Origin of the sequence: Bacillus sp. EE-W1 (assembly GCF_009760835.1) — a bacterium.
In the GTDB taxonomy this organism is placed as follows: Bacteria; Bacillota; Bacilli; order Bacillales; family Bacillaceae_G; genus Bacillus_A; species Bacillus_A wiedmannii.
Window position 1 is genome coordinate 157544 of sequence record NZ_WIPE01000073.1, and the last position, 14071, is coordinate 171614.

At 36.4% G+C, this 14071-nt stretch carries 15 protein-coding genes and 1 pseudogene; 6 read left to right on the plus strand and 10 right to left on the minus strand.

Features of this window, described 5'->3' with window-relative positions; all coding sequences use genetic code 11:
- The first annotated feature begins 86 nt into the window (after window positions 1–86).
- Window positions 87–1670 (plus strand): bifunctional metallophosphatase/5'-nucleotidase, encoded by a 1584-nt coding sequence (locus GFJ36_RS19220; RefSeq protein ID WP_098230160.1) that lies wholly within the window; start codon window positions 87–89, stop codon window positions 1668–1670.
- Window positions 1671–1709: 39 nt separating this feature from the next.
- On the opposite strand, the gene GFJ36_RS19225 is transcribed toward GFJ36_RS19220, so the two are convergent.
- On the minus strand, window positions 1710–1949 hold the full coding sequence (locus tag GFJ36_RS19225; protein WP_001190582.1) for a DUF896 domain-containing protein: 240 nt from the start codon (window positions 1947–1949) through the stop codon (window positions 1710–1712).
- Window positions 1950–1994: 45 nt separating this feature from the next.
- Entirely contained in the window at window positions 1995–2651 is a 657-nt protein-coding gene (locus tag GFJ36_RS19230) for a YneB family resolvase-like protein (RefSeq protein ID WP_046956545.1), read from the minus strand.
- A gap of 141 nt (window positions 2652–2792) precedes the next feature.
- Here GFJ36_RS19230 and lexA point away from each other — a divergent pair, with 141 nt between their 5' ends.
- Window positions 2793–3413, plus strand: a complete 621-nt coding sequence (gene lexA / locus GFJ36_RS19235) for a transcriptional repressor LexA (RefSeq protein ID WP_000413737.1) — start codon at window positions 2793–2795, stop codon at window positions 3411–3413.
- Window positions 3414–3501: 88 nt separating this feature from the next.
- On the opposite strand, the gene GFJ36_RS19240 is transcribed toward lexA, so the two are convergent.
- The 7 genes from GFJ36_RS19240 to hflX all read right to left on the minus strand — a co-directional run bounded on the left by GFJ36_RS19240 (window position 3502) and on the right by hflX (window position 9959).
- Window positions 3502–4308, minus strand: a complete 807-nt coding sequence (locus GFJ36_RS19240; RefSeq protein ID WP_088064234.1) for a DUF4097 family beta strand repeat-containing protein — start codon at window positions 4306–4308, stop codon at window positions 3502–3504.
- Window positions 4309–4851, minus strand: a complete 543-nt coding sequence (locus GFJ36_RS19245) for a DUF1700 domain-containing protein (protein ID WP_097889939.1) — start codon at window positions 4849–4851, stop codon at window positions 4309–4311.
- A complete protein-coding gene (locus tag GFJ36_RS19250) occupies window positions 4844–5167 on the minus strand; it encodes a PadR family transcriptional regulator (protein WP_001102620.1) in 324 nt (107 codons plus the stop codon). Before GFJ36_RS19250 ends, GFJ36_RS19245 begins: the two co-directional genes overlap by 8 nt.
- A gap of 305 nt (window positions 5168–5472) precedes the next feature.
- Entirely contained in the window at window positions 5473–6807 is a 1335-nt protein-coding gene (gene glnA, locus GFJ36_RS19255; RefSeq protein WP_000135338.1) for a type I glutamate--ammonia ligase, read from the minus strand.
- Window positions 6808–6855: 48 nt separating this feature from the next.
- Window positions 6856–7245 carry a transcriptional repressor GlnR gene (glnR, locus tag GFJ36_RS19260; protein WP_000656785.1) on the minus strand — a complete coding sequence of 130 codons (390 nt, stop codon included), beginning with the start codon at window positions 7243–7245 and terminating at the stop codon, window positions 6856–6858.
- Window positions 7246–7420: 175 nt separating this feature from the next.
- Window positions 7421–8692, minus strand: coding sequence for a methionine gamma-lyase family protein (locus GFJ36_RS19265; protein WP_000460307.1), 1272 nt, complete (start codon window positions 8690–8692; stop codon window positions 7421–7423).
- Window positions 8685–9959, minus strand: coding sequence for a GTPase HflX (gene hflX / locus GFJ36_RS19270; protein ID WP_141555657.1), 1275 nt, complete (start codon window positions 9957–9959; stop codon window positions 8685–8687). The genes GFJ36_RS19265 and hflX overlap by 8 nt, the downstream gene beginning before the upstream one ends.
- 92 nt (window positions 9960–10051) lie before the next feature.
- On the opposite strand from hflX, the gene GFJ36_RS19275 reads away from it, so the two are divergent.
- Both GFJ36_RS19275 and GFJ36_RS29205 read left to right on the plus strand, forming a co-directional pair.
- Entirely contained in the window at window positions 10052–10675 is a 624-nt protein-coding gene (locus GFJ36_RS19275; protein WP_000312270.1) for a trimeric intracellular cation channel family protein, read from the plus strand.
- Between the two features lie 99 nt (window positions 10676–10774).
- Window positions 10775–10912 (plus strand): hypothetical protein, encoded by a 138-nt coding sequence (locus tag GFJ36_RS29205; protein ID WP_165775587.1) that lies wholly within the window; start codon window positions 10775–10777, stop codon window positions 10910–10912.
- Between the two features lie 30 nt (window positions 10913–10942).
- Here the strand turns inward: GFJ36_RS29205 and spoVK are convergent, their stop codons facing one another.
- Window positions 10943–11899: a stage V sporulation protein K gene (spoVK, locus tag GFJ36_RS19280; RefSeq protein ID WP_087982006.1), complete on the minus strand. Its 957-nt coding sequence runs from the start codon at window positions 11897–11899 to the stop codon at window positions 10943–10945.
- A gap of 265 nt (window positions 11900–12164) precedes the next feature.
- Here spoVK and GFJ36_RS19285 point away from each other — a divergent pair, with 265 nt between their 5' ends.
- Window positions 12165–13127, plus strand: a complete 963-nt coding sequence (locus GFJ36_RS19285; RefSeq protein ID WP_088064237.1) for a tyrosine-type recombinase/integrase — start codon at window positions 12165–12167, stop codon at window positions 13125–13127.
- A gap of 116 nt (window positions 13128–13243) precedes the next feature.
- Window positions 13244–14071 (plus strand): annotated as a pseudogene (locus tag GFJ36_RS19290) (collagen-like repeat preface domain-containing protein); the annotation flags it as partial.

A 14071-nucleotide genomic window follows, 5' to 3' on the forward strand; every position in this document is an offset into this window, starting at 1 on the left:
TACACATTCTATACATTCTCATTAAAATTCTCTTCATATATTTGATATGCTTAATTAGTAGATAACAATAGAAAAGGTGAATGATATTGAATCCAAATCAAATTGTAACTTTAAACATTTTATTAACAAGTGATATACATGGCACTGTTTATCCAATTCACTACCAAGATAACTCCCAAGCTGAAATTGGTTTAGCCAAAATTTCTACTCTTATAAAAAAAGAACGTTCCCAAAATAGAAACGTTCTTTTAATTGATAACGGTGACTTCATACAAGGAACACCCTTTACTTATCATTACGCTACATATGAAGAAGATAAGAAAAATCCAATGTCTTTATTAGCGAACTATTTACGTTATGATGCTGCAGTTATTGGGAATCATGAATTTAATTATGGAATGGACATATTAAATAATGCTATTTCTACTGCAAACTTTCCGTATCTATCAGCAAATATTTTAGATAAAAACAGAAAAGAACCTTATTTCAGGAAACCATATATAATAAAACATATTGAATCAAATATAAAAATTGCTATTTTAGGGATGACAACGCATTACATTCCCAATTGGGAACAACCCCATCACATTCAAGATTTACAATTTGAAGATGCATTAGAAACAACAAAAAGATGGGTTTCTTACATTCACGAACACGAGAAACCCGATTTATTAGTCGTAGCCTACCATGGGGGATTTGAACGCGATTTACAAACTGGGGTACCGACTGAAGTTTTAACAGGTGAAAACCAAGGATATGCAATGTGCCATGAAATTGAAGGCATAGACATTTTACTAACAGGCCACCAACACCGGGAAATCGCTCACACCGTAATGAATGGTGTAACAATTTTACAGACTGGATGCAATGGACACTCCGTTGGAAAAGTAACAGTAACATTCGAAAAAACAGAAAAAAAATGGGTAAAAAAAGAGAGTGATTCACAATTATTGCCCGTACAAGGAATTGAGGCTGACCAACATATTCTTTCCTTGGTTGCCGATTATGAAGAAAAAACACAAAATTGGCTCGATCAACCTATTGGAGTAATCTATGGGAACATGCAAATTTCAGATGCTATGCAAACTCGTTTGCAAGACCATCCTTTTATTGAATTCATAAATAAAATACAGATGGATATAGCTAATGTTTCCATTTCTTGTACAAGCTTATTCCATAATACATCTCCAGGTTTCCCGAAATATGTAACAATGCGTGACATCGTTTCTAATTATATTTATCCAAATACATTAAAAGTAATTAGAATAACTGGAGCGGATATAAAAGATGCCCTTGAACTCTCTGCTTCTTATTTCATATTAAAAGCAGATGGAACTATCATCGTAAACCCCACCTACATAGAACCAAAGCCGCAACACTATAATTACGATATGTGGGAAGGAATTTCGTACGTATTAAACATTTCCAAACCAATTGGCGAGAGAGTAGAATCCTTACAGTATAAAGGCGCTCCACTTCATATGAATGAAGAATATGACGTCGTTATGAATAATTATCGCGCAAGTGGCGGAGGGAACTTCTTTATGTTTCAAAATAAGCCCGTAATAAAAGACATACCAACAGATATGTCTGAACTTATCGCTAACTATATATTGAAGCACAAAAAGATAGAAGCAACAGTCAATAACAACTGGAAAGTTATTAAATAACGGATATAATAAATAAAAAAGATGGGCTTCGCCCATCTTTTAGTTTAATTTTGCATTATCTTGCTTTTTTAAAGCTTTTAATTTCGCCGGTGTAACATCAGTACCTTCTTCGTTAACAACTTTAATTCCTTTAAGTTCGTTTAACATATTTTGACGAAATCCTTTTAAATATTGTTCACGTAGCGATTGGCGCTCACGTTGTTCTTCTTCAGTTAAACCTTCAGCTTTTGCTTTTTTCGCTAAGAAGTTAATGCGTTCAATGAGTTCGTGACTTTGCATCTCGAATCCCCCTTTTACTCAAAACTGATTATTATCATACAATAGTTAGTCCTCTTTATCAAGCAATTGCTTTGTATATTCTACATATCTTCGATGTACAGTTGCTTTTGAAACATCATGACCAAAACCACGAAGTGTTGCTGCAATTTCTTCAAAAGTTAATTCATTCCGGCGTAAACGTACAATTTCCTCAATTGGCACTTCTTTTTTCTCACGTCCTATACTTAAATGACGATTTTTCAAATTATTCTCTGGACGAAATCCTTTCTCTACCGCTCTTTGCATGCCACGTTTAATTTTTAAATTGTGGATCTTTCTTTGATACTCTTCAACAATCCCAATTATATCTAGTACCATCGAATCAGAGTCAGAGAGTTCTAATTCTCCATTATGCGTATGCGTATATACTTTTATTCCCTCTTTATGTAAACAGTGCATTAATGCAATCTTTGCATTCCCTCTACCAAGGCGCGTTTCATCTTGTATGAGAAGTACATCAACTTGTTCATCGCGAATTGTATCTAGCACTTCTAATATGCCATCACGTTCAATTGTATAACCACTAGCCTGCTCCTCAATCACCTTTACAACATTCATTTGATAGCGCTCAGCTAAATGCAATAATTCATCTTTTTGACGCAATAATGATGTTTCCTGTTCTTCTTTTGTTGTGCTCACACGTGCATAAATAATTGCATTCATATTGAACCCTTCTTTCTCACTATATTTTCCTTATAGTGTATCATAAATTCGTCTTTCGTTCGAACTTATGTTTGTAGAATGTTTTTTCGCATGTTATACTTATTAATAAGAAAAATGAAAGAAAACGAGGTGTTAGAAAACATGGAAAAGTTAACGAAACGCCAGCAAGACATTCTCGACTTTATTAAGCTAAAAGTACAAGAAAAAGGATATCCACCTTCCGTACGTGAAATCGGTCAAGCAGTCGGCCTCGCTTCTAGTTCTACAGTGCACGGACATTTATCACGACTAGAAGAAAAAGGATATATTCGACGCGATCCAACAAAACCACGAGCAATTGAAATTTTAGGTGACAACCGAATGGATACAGAGACACAATCTGTTATTCAAGTTCCAATTGTCGGAAAAGTTACTGCTGGATTACCTATTACAGCAGTTGAAAGTGTAGAAGATCATTTCCCACTTCCAGCTAGCATTGTTGCTGGAGCAGACCAAGTATTTATGTTACGTATTTCCGGAGATAGTATGATTGAAGCTGGTATTTTCGATGGAGATTTAGTTGTTGTTCGCCAACAACAGTCTGCATACAACGGTGAAATTGTAGTCGCTTTAACAGAAGATAACGAAGCAACTGTAAAACGTTTCTATAAAGAAAAAGACCATTTCCGTCTACAACCGGAAAACTCTTCATTAGAACCTATCATTTTAAAACAAGTGTCAGTTATTGGAAAAGTAATTGGCGTATATCGTGATTTACATTAAGAATAATAAAAGAAGATAATTACCTTATTTATATACGGTAATTATCTTCTTTTTTTGTATTTTGATAGATTTCCATACATTTTATTTCTTATGAACGAGTTTCAATCGTCACATCGCCAGCAGCTGTTTTACCACTAATCTTTTTACTACCATTGCCAATTGTTATATTTTTATTTTCTTCATTAAAAATCATTACTTCGCCAGCAGCACTTTGCCCAGTTATAACTGCATCTTGTGGTTTTTCTAATAAAGTAATATCTACATCCCCAGCGGTTGAACTTGCCTCTACATCATATTTAGGATCATGATCCATAATATGCACTTCCCCGCTAGCCGACTTCGCAGTTACTTTTCCTATTACCTTCTTAAAGCTCACCTCACCAGCTTTTGAAGATCCTTCCACACTTTTTGCTGTGACATTTTTCAAATCTACTTCTCCAGCGAGTGTCCCAACACTTACACAATCACTTTTCACATCACTTATTTCTATTTGTCCAGCTGATGAATTTATTTTTATCTCTTGGTATGAACGTTCAGGCACAAGGAGAGTTATTGTAGACGTTTGAAATCTAAAATCGTAAAAAGAAAAATCAAATGAAGCACCTTTTTCTCTTTCCCCAATAATTTTTAATGTGTCACCATCTTCGGCAATACGAACCTCGTGTTTACGTACATCTCCTGATTGCTTTACATAAAAAGAAGAGTCGGGAGATTTTTGGACAACAATATCCCCAGCATCTAACTTAACTTCTATATTTTTTAGTGTTTCGTTTTTAATTACGTCTTCTTTATTTCCTTCTTCTGCAGTTTGCACTGCTTTTTCATATGTTTGTGAAATCCCTATTACTCCAATAATGATACAAGCGATAGCTACTAACAATATTTTCTTCATCATCTACTCCCCTTTTATCATTTTGAAGTTCCATATTACATAACGTACGCATAACTTTTTAAACCACTTCGTACTATAATAAGCGATAATACATAACAACAAACCTACTCCAACAAACGTTATACTAACGAATAAATCCAACCATATAAAAGTACCCATAAATACTTTTCCAATAACGAAAAATGGTGTCACTACACTAGCAATTCCACCGAGCCAGAAGGAAAATATAAAAGCAATAATTGCAACTAACGGGCCTAACACAATAATAAAATTAAACAAACTAAGTCCAATCGCTGCCATAACAGCCCTTGTTATATTGGTAGTTGATGGGTCCTTTTTCATTTCGTCAAAGCGATACAAAGCAAGTAAGTCTTTTGCAATTACTTTCGGAGAGCCAAGGCCCTTTATTATTTCCGATTCAGTTTTTCCTTTTTCTATTCCAAACTGAAAATGCTCTTCATAATCAAATAAAATATCTTTCCTCTCTTCTTCCGGTAACTTTCTAAGATGACTTGATAATTCTTTAAGAAACTGTTCTTTACTCATCCCATTCCACCCCTTCAATAATTTCTTGTACGCCTTTTGCAAAATCACGCCACTCCGTTACTAACAAATTCAGTTGCGTTTCCCCTTGCTCAGTTAGTTGATAATATTTACGAGGCGGTCCCTCTGTAGATTCTTTTAAATACGTTTGAAAATATCCTTCTTTCGTTAAACGACGTAATAAAGGATACACTGACCCTTCCGATATTAAAAATTTATTTGAGATTTGCTGAACAAGTTCATAGCCGTAACAATCTTTACGTTTCACAAGTGCTAAAACACACAGTTCTAACACGCCTTTTTTAAACTGAACGTTCAAGGTCAATCCCCCTTTCTCATTTCAGTACTATTCAATACACGGTACCCGTTATATCCATAATATACCACTTAGTATTATTCATTGCAAGGTACTATATTTTTCAATACTTAATTTTCGAATTAAATACATCCACACCATATTTCAACTTCCACATTTTCATTCATAGCTAGCACGCATTTTAAATAATCCACATGACTTTTTTCGAGCACTTTGCGGGCACCCATCTAATTCATTTCACAAGCCTTTATATTTGCCCACAAATAAAAAAAAGCCCTGATACCGTAGTATCAAGGCTTTTTTCTCTCTTAGTATAGAGACATATATTGATCGCGTTCCCATTGGTGAACTTGCGTGCGGAAGATGTCCCACTCAATCTCTTTTGCTTCGATGAAGTGCTCAAGTAAATGTTCTCCTAGTGCACCGCATACTACTTCATTAGATTGTAATGTAACTAATGCTTGCGCTAATGTTGCTGGTAAGTCAACGATACCTGCTTCTTCGCGCTCTTCTTTTGTCATTACATAGATGTTACGGTCTACTGCAGCTGGTGGAGTTAATTTGTTTTTAATTCCATCAAGACCTGCTGCTAATAATGTAGCCATTACTAAATATGGGTTTGCAGCTGGGTCAACACTACGTACTTCTACGCGTGTACTAATACCACGAGATGCAGGGATACGTACTAATGGGCTACGGTTTTGTGCAGACCATGCTACGTAACAAGGAGCTTCGTATCCAGGTACTAAACGCTTGTAAGAGTTTACAGTTGGATTTGCTACCGCTGTAAATGCTGGTGCATGTTTTAAAATACCTGCGATGAAGTGACGAGCATCATCACTTAATTGTAAGTCACCGTTTTGATCGAAGAATACGTTCTCACCATTTTTGAATAGTGATAAGTTACAGTGCATACCTGAACCGTTCACACCATATAATGGTTTTGGCATAAATGTTGCGTGTAAACCGTGTTTACGAGCAATTGTTTTTACAACAAGTTTGAATGTTTGAATGTCATCACATGAGCGAATTGCATTTGCATATTTAAAGTCAATTTCGTGTTGCCCTGGAGCAACCTCATGGTGAGACGCTTCAATTTCAAAGCCCATTTCTTCAAGTTCAAGAACGATATCACGACGACAGTTTTCCCCTAGATCCATCGGCGCAAGGTCGAAGTATCCACCGTTATCGTTTAATTCTAATGTTGGATTTCCTTTTTCATCTACTTTAAATAGGAAGAATTCTGGCTCTGGTCCAAGATTGAAATCTGAGAATCCCAATGCTTCCATTTCTTTTAATACACGCTTTAAGTTGTTACGTGGATCGCCATCAAATGGAGTGCCATCTGCATTGTAAATATCACAGATTAATCGAGCTACTTTTCCTTTTTCAGCTGTCCAAGGGAAAATTACCCAAGTATCTAAATCTGGATATAAGTACATATCAGATTCTTCAATACGTACGAAACCTTCAATAGAAGATCCATCAAACATCATTTTGTTATCAAGAGCTTTTGTTAATTGGCTCACTGGAATTTCTACGTTTTTAATTACTCCTAAAAGGTCCGTAAATTGTAAGCGGATATACTTTACATTCTCTTCTTTCGCCAAACGGAAAATATCTTCTCTTGTGTACCTAGCCATTATAAATTCCTCCTTAGTCCCTCTAAACACCTTCAGAATCAGTTATCTTTAGTGAAAAAACCTTGAAATGTCACCTTGTCGCAATGAAGTCCGATTAAATCTACCTGTATGTTGTAGTTCATCTCGAAGTATTTTGCGAAGCTCAGTTTTTGAAATTTCTTTCGTTTCTTCTTTTACTTTCACTGTTTCTGTTTGATTTACTTTCATTAGTAACACTTGTTTAATACCAGCCATATTCAAGCCTTGATCTAATAAATCTTTAATCTCTAACAACTTATCTACATCGTTAAATGAAAATAATCTACGATTCCCCTTTGTACGGGTTGGAGAAACAAGATTATGCTCTTCATAGTAGCGAATTTGACGTGCAGATAATTGTGTTAAATCCATAACAATACCAATAGGAAACAGCGGGGCAGAACGTCTATCTTCTTTCATTGTTTCAGTTCCTCCTTCGCCTTAACTGCTTCTCATTTTATACCATGTTATGTTTAGTGTCAATAGATGTTAGCTTTTCTTACATGATTTTTTTATAAATTTTTTCATTCTTTTTTCTAATGAGATTAATCATTACTTTCACACGAAAAAAGCTGTCGAAATCGACAGCTTCCCCTTAAGAAATTGTTAATAATTCTTTTTCAATTAACGCATCAATTGCAGAACAAATCGCAATCTTCACATGTGAATAAGTTAATCCACCTTGCACGTAAGCAACATAAGGCGGACGAATTGGACCATCAGCTGACAATTCAATACTTGCACCTTGAATAAACGTTCCCGCAGCCATAATTACATCATCTTCATAACCCGGCATATAGTTGGCATATGGAGTGAAGTGAGAATTAATTGGAGATGCATATTGAATCGCTTGGCAGAATGCAATCATACGATCTTTATCATCAAATTGAACAGACTGAATTAAATCTGTTCTTGGTGCATTCCATGCTGGTGATGTATTCATTCCTAACTTCTCTAAAAATGCAGCTGTAAAAATCGCACCTTTTAGCGCTTGTCCCGCTACATGCGGCGCTAAGAAGAAACCTTGATACATTTCTTGCAGACTGTATAAAGATGCCCCTGCTTCCGCACCGATTCCCGGAGATGTTAAACGATATGCACACGCTTCAACATACTGTTCTTTACCAACAATGTAACCACCAGTTTTAACAATTCCACCACCAGGGTTTTTAATAAGCGAACCTGCCATTAAATCTGCACCTACATGACATGGTTCTTGCTCTTCAATAAACTCACCATAACAGTTATCTACAAACACAACAACATCAGGTTTAATTTCTTTAACGAATGCTATCATCTCTTTAATTTGAGAAATAGTAAACGATGGACGAGTAGCATAACCTTTTGAGCGCTGAATCCCAATCATCTTCGTATTACTATGAATTGCAGTCGCAACAGCTCCAAAATCAACAAGCCCCTCTTCAGTAAGCGGAACTGCATTATAACCAATATTATATTCTTTAAATGAACCTACACCTTTTCCGCGTACACCAACGATTTCTTCTAATGTATCATACGGTTTGCCAGTGATGTACAATAACTCATCTCCCGGACGTAAAACACCGAATAACGCTGTAGAAATAGCATGAGTACCTGAAATAATTTGCGGACGAACAAGACCCGCTTCCGCTCCAAATACATCCGCATACACTTTTTCTAACGTATCACGGCCAATATCATCATAACCGTAACCTGTCGTCGGAATAAAATGCGAGTCACTAATTTTATGTTTACGGAAACTTTCTAACACTCGAAACTGATTGCTTTCAATTACTTCATCCGCGCGTTTATGTACTTCTGTAATCTGGCTCTCTACTTCTTTTACGATTGGAGCAATTTTTTCTCCATTTTTCAAACGATCAAACATTTTTATTTTCTCCTTCTTCCACTAAAAATCTCTTTAATTGCACATTAAGCGATGAATGAGCAAAAATATACCCCACGCAATTATATACAAATTTATCTTCCAGAAACTCCATCTTTGTTAATAGCGTCTCCGTCTTTAATAGCGTTAACAACTTACCTTCACTCGGTGGAATTTCCACTTGATAACGATTCATTTCTTCCTTCATTTTCGTTTCTATCGCTTCTTTTATATGCAATAAATCACTTTGTTCAAAGGCACTAGTCATTAAGAAGTCACTTTTCGGAAACGGAATAAAGTTTTGATGTAATTCATCTTTTTTATTATATAACGTAATAATAGGAATATGATTAATTTCAAGTTCTGACAATAATTGTTTTACTGTTTTCTCATGCCCTACATAATTAGGATCCGCTGAATCAACTACATGTAAAATAACATCCGCTTCACCAGCTTCTTCTAATGTCGAACGAAAAGCAGCAATTAATGACGTAGGTAAATCTTGTATAAAGCCCACCGTATCAGTTAGTAATACTGTATAACCTGAAGGTAACGGCATCTTCCTTGTCGTCGGGTCTAGCGTTGCAAACAACAAGTTTTCTTCAAACGTATCTGCTTCCGTCAATCTATTAAACAGTGTAGATTTTCCCGCATTCGTATACCCTATTAATGAAACTTGAAATACTTTATTATCTTTTCTTCTCTCACGATATCTTTTTCGATGCTCCACAACAACTGCAAGTTGTTTCTTTATTTCATCAACGCGTGATCGAATATGACGACGATCCGTCTCAAGTTTCGTCTCACCCGGCCCTCTCGTTCCAATACCACCACCAAGACGTGATAAAGACAATCCTTGCCCCATAAGACGTGGCATTGTATATTGCAACTGAGCTAATTCTACTTGAAGCTTACCTTCCCTCGACTTCGCACGTTGCGCAAAAATATCTAATATTAGTTGCGTTCGATCAATCACCCTCGCATCTAATACTGAGGATAAATTCCGAATTTGACTCGGCGTTAATTCGTTATTAAATACGATAACATCCGGTTCTAATTCTTCCGTTAACATTGTAAGCTCTTCTAATTTACCTTTACCTATATAGGTCGCCGGATGAAACTTCGGTCGTTTTTGCGTTGTAGACACTAACAATTCTGCTCGTGCAGTCTTCGCTAGCGATGCAAGCTCTTTCATGGAATGCATAAACTTTTCATCATCATCTTGTGGCAATTGACAGCCTACTAATATGACTTTTTCTTTTTCTTCCATCAAATATGTTCACTCATCCTTTTCGAAATTTAAACCTTCTAATATAATAGCAGAGGAAGCACATTTCATCTAGTTAGCGGGGGAGAAAATTCATGGCATGGGAGATTTTTAGCATCATAGGCACAATCGCTTTCGCACTAAGCGGAGCCATTGTTGCAATGGAAGAGGATTATGATATTTTCGGGGTGTATATTTTAGGAATGGCAACCGCATTTGGGGGAGGTGCCCTTCGTAATTTATTAATCGGTTATCCGATTGTCGCGTTTTGGCAACAAGACATGTTATTCCAAATCGCACTACTATCAATGACGATTATTTTTCTTTTTCCTAATAAATTAATTAGACATTGGAAAAAGTGGGAAAATATCACTGATGCTATTGGCTTATCAGCATTCGCCGTACAAGGAGCATTATATGCTCAAAAATTAAATTTACCAATTAGCGCTACAATCGTAGCAGCTGTTTTAACTGGTATTGGCGGTGGTATTATCCGCGATCTTTTAGCCCGCAGAAAACCTCTCGTCCTTCGAGCTGAAGTATATGCCTTTTGGACGATTCTAGCAGGTTTCTTAATCGGCGCTCAAATTATTGTTAGCGATTGGGCTCTATATACCTTATTCATTTTAATTGTTTGCTTCCGCATGGTTTCTATTCATTACAAATGGCATTTACCGCATAGACGTATCGATACAAAAGAACGTTCAATGCATAAATAGCAATCTAACCTCTTTACATATCGTAAAGAGGTTTTTCTTTTCTAATGAGTTTTTCTTTACATAATGTTTATACTAATCCTCAAAGCGAGGTGAATACAAATGACAAACCATGTTAATAAAGGCGCTCAAAAAAGCTCAGTAGGTCAAATTGGACACGATCCTAATTCTGCACACGAAAAAAGCGCTAAAATGGAACACTTCCATAAATCTTATCAAGAAAAAGCAAAAAAAGAGTAAAAGCACTTATACAAAAAACAGACGCACAGTTTACGTACTGTGCGTCTCCTCTTCAAGCATCAAATCACAACTTGATATCCCAATTAAATCATATTTATCATACGTATCCTCTTGCAACAACCGCATAGCCTGTGTACGAATCGATTTTTCAACAATATTCCGTACATATCTTCCATTACTAAACGATGTAATTTGCGATGAGTACTTTACGGCATGTAAATGATCTCTAAATTTCCATTCAGCCTCTTTCGATAACTGGTATTCACGTTCTTCATACATCCTCTTCCCTATTTCTAACAGCTGATTTACTGAGTAATCCGCAAATTCAATTATAAACGGAAAACGTGATTGCAGACCTGGATTTAATGAAAGAAAGTGATTCATTTCTCTTGAATATCCGGCTAATATCAATACAAAACCGTGTTGTTTATCCTCCATATGCTTTACGAGTGTATCAATTGCTTCTTTCCCAAAATCTTTTTCTCCCCCTCGGGCTAATGAATACGCCTCATCAATAAACAAAATACCTCCCATTGCTTTTTTTATTAAATCTCTTGTTTTTTGAGCTGTATGACCGATGTACTCTCCTACAAGATCCGCACGTTCAGCTTCAACTAAGTGCCCTTTTGATAGAATATTCATCTCAAACAACAATTTCCCTATCATTCTAGCAACAGTTGTCTTCCCTGTACCTGGATTCCCTTTAAACAACATATGGAGTACTTGCTTCTCAGACTTTAACCCTATTTCTTGTCTTTTTTTATTTACATAAATCCAAGCATATATTTCTTTTATTATCTTTTTTATATCATCCATCCCAATAAGCTTTCCCATTTCTTCTTCAATTCTTTGCAGCATCTCATGTTTCGTAGTAGTTTCATTTGAAATTACTGTTTTATTTTCTGCGGCTGGTAAAGAAATTTTCTTTCGATGATTTAACACAATATTAATTTGATTATTATTTTTCTTTCGCATCGATTGTTCCATACAATCACCTCATTTTATCCCGCTATTTGCGAGCAGTAAGACTCCCACCTCAAAATTCAGCAAATATTAGGAAGTTAGGCGGCAGATAATTGCCCGTAAATGCCCGATTGGTGCAGGCTAATGATCAGCGATGGATTAACAAAATCCCACTGATTAAAATTTCGCTTTATCCACTCACCAAATATTATTATTCCTGTCTCCCTTGCAAATGACTATTTTCAGAAAAGTTTGCTATAATATAAGAAATAATGAAGGTGGTGGGACTATGGAGACAACGGAATTCCATGATACAATACAAGCCTTTTCTATTTTTTTATTGAATAAAGGCCGAAAACCTTCAACCATTAAACGTTATGTTTATGACATTGAAGATTTCGGACATTGGTTAAAAAAAAACAAAAAGCTCCCTTCCAGTAATATATGGGCTACACTTTGTACAAAAGACTATGAAGATTATTTTTTCGACTTAAAAAAGAATCGACATTACTCAGAGAAAACGATGCACCGTGTATTTATTGTATTAAATAGAATGCATCACTTTCTAAACATCCCTAATCCATTAAAGAATATGGAAATTTCTATCCAACCAGACCGCAGGCTTCGCGATGAAGATTTCATTTCATCTGATGAGGAAAAAAGATTAAAACATATAGTCTCTTCATTGGAAGGACTTTCAGAAAAACAACGTCCTGTGCGCCCTTTATTGATAGATCGTAATATCGTTATTTTAAACTTATTAATCGACTATGGATTATCCTTACAGGAACTTACAGCATTAACTCTGCATCACGTCCACTTTGAAACTAACACATTATCTATCCCAGCAACCGCAGGGGTAGAAAGAACAATTACATTAACTAACGAAGACAAAAAACAACTATATGCTTATTACAAAAGCATCCCTGAACCCGTTCGTCCAAAATATCATAGCCATGACCCATTATTTATCGCATTTGATTTTAATCGTGGAACATACAGATGGGTATACGAAAATGATGCACCGAAGGGATTAACAGAAATCGCTATCCAAAAAATGATTCGCCTTGAAGTATCTAGAGCTAATTTACGCAAAGGAATCTCAGGACAACACTTTCGTAACACCTATATTTTAAACTTAATAAAAAAAGAAACTCCGGAGTCAGAAATTATAAAACTAGCTGGATTCAAATCAAAAGTTTCACTAAAACGATATTATCAATACGCAGAAAATAGAAAAAACGCCTTATGATAAGGCGTTTTTTCTATTTTTTCTTTAAACAAACGATTTTACTATGACCATTTAACTAATTTTTGCATCTACTATGATGAGTTTCGTTCATATCCTCATGAGAAAGGAGAGATTTAATGTCTCATTTTAACGACAGTCAGAACAAATTCTCCAAACCATGCTTTCCAAGTAGCGCCGGACGAATCCCAAATACCCCATCAATCCCAGTTACTAAGGTACAACTTAGAACATTCCGTGCAATCATTATTGATTTAACAAAAATAATCCCAAAACTTTTCGCAAATCCATCTCCTCAAAACATTGAAGATCTAATCGATACATTGAACCTACTAAGTAAATTTATTTGTTCACTAGACGCTACTTCCTCCCTGAAAGCACAAGGGTTAGCTATTATTAAAAACTTAATAACTATATTAAAAAATCCAACCTTCGTAGCAAGCGCTGTATTTATCGAGCTTCAAAATCTAATTAATTATTTACTATACATTACAAAACTATTCCGAATCGACCCTTGCACACTTCAAGAGCTTCTTAAATTAATAGCAGCATTACAAACCGCTCTAGTTAATTCTGCTTCATTCATTAAAGGACCTACCGGGCCTACTGGGCCAGCAGGCGCTACTGGCGCTACCGGACCTCGAGGTAATACGGGCGCACGGGTGCTACCGGTGCCACTGGGCCTCAGGGTAACACGGGCGCTACTGGTGCCACTGGACCTCGGGGTAACACGGGTGCTACCGGTGCCACTGGGCCTCAAGGTAACACGGGCGCTACTGGTGCCACTGGGCCTCGAGGTAACACAGGCGCTACTGGTGCTACCGGACCTCGAGGTAACACGGGCGCTACTGGTGCTACCGGACCTCAAGGTAACACGGGTGCTACTGGTGCAACTGGGCCTCGAGGTAACACGGGTGCTACGGGTGCTACCGGTGCCACTGGGCCTC

What these genes read in the sequence shown, in the direction of transcription:
- GFJ36_RS19225 (WP_001190582.1), bottom strand. Translation starts at nt 1,949, where the DNA reads ATGCAAAGTCACGAACTCATTGAACGCATTAACTTCTTAGCGAAAAAA.
- GFJ36_RS19230 (WP_046956545.1), bottom strand. Translation starts at nt 2,651, where the DNA reads ATGAATGCAATTATTTATGCACGTGTGAGCACAACAAAAGAAGAACAG.
- lexA (WP_000413737.1), top strand. Translation starts at nt 2,793, where the DNA reads ATGGAAAAGTTAACGAAACGCCAGCAAGACATTCTCGACTTTATTAAG.
- GFJ36_RS19240 (WP_088064234.1), bottom strand. Translation starts at nt 4,308, where the DNA reads ATGATGAAGAAAATATTGTTAGTAGCTATCGCTTGTATCATTATTGGA.
- GFJ36_RS19245 (WP_097889939.1), bottom strand. Translation starts at nt 4,851, where the DNA reads ATGAGTAAAGAACAGTTTCTTAAAGAATTATCAAGTCATCTTAGAAAG.
- glnA (WP_000135338.1), bottom strand. Translation starts at nt 6,807, where the DNA reads ATGGCTAGGTACACAAGAGAAGATATTTTCCGTTTGGCGAAAGAAGAG.
- glnR (WP_000656785.1), bottom strand. Translation starts at nt 7,245, where the DNA reads ATGAAAGAAGATAGACGTTCTGCCCCGCTGTTTCCTATTGGTATTGTT.
- GFJ36_RS19265 (WP_000460307.1), bottom strand. Translation starts at nt 8,692, where the DNA reads ATGTTTGATCGTTTGAAAAATGGAGAAAAAATTGCTCCAATCGTAAAA.
- hflX (WP_141555657.1), bottom strand. Translation starts at nt 9,959, where the DNA reads ATGGAAGAAAAAGAAAAAGTCATATTAGTAGGCTGTCAATTGCCACAA.
- GFJ36_RS19275 (WP_000312270.1), top strand. Translation starts at nt 10,052, where the DNA reads ATGGCATGGGAGATTTTTAGCATCATAGGCACAATCGCTTTCGCACTA.
- GFJ36_RS29205 (WP_165775587.1), top strand. Translation starts at nt 10,775, where the DNA reads ATGACAAACCATGTTAATAAAGGCGCTCAAAAAAGCTCAGTAGGTCAA.
- spoVK (WP_087982006.1), bottom strand. Translation starts at nt 11,899, where the DNA reads ATGGAACAATCGATGCGAAAGAAAAATAATAATCAAATTAATATTGTG.
- GFJ36_RS19285 (WP_088064237.1), top strand. Translation starts at nt 12,165, where the DNA reads ATGGAGACAACGGAATTCCATGATACAATACAAGCCTTTTCTATTTTT.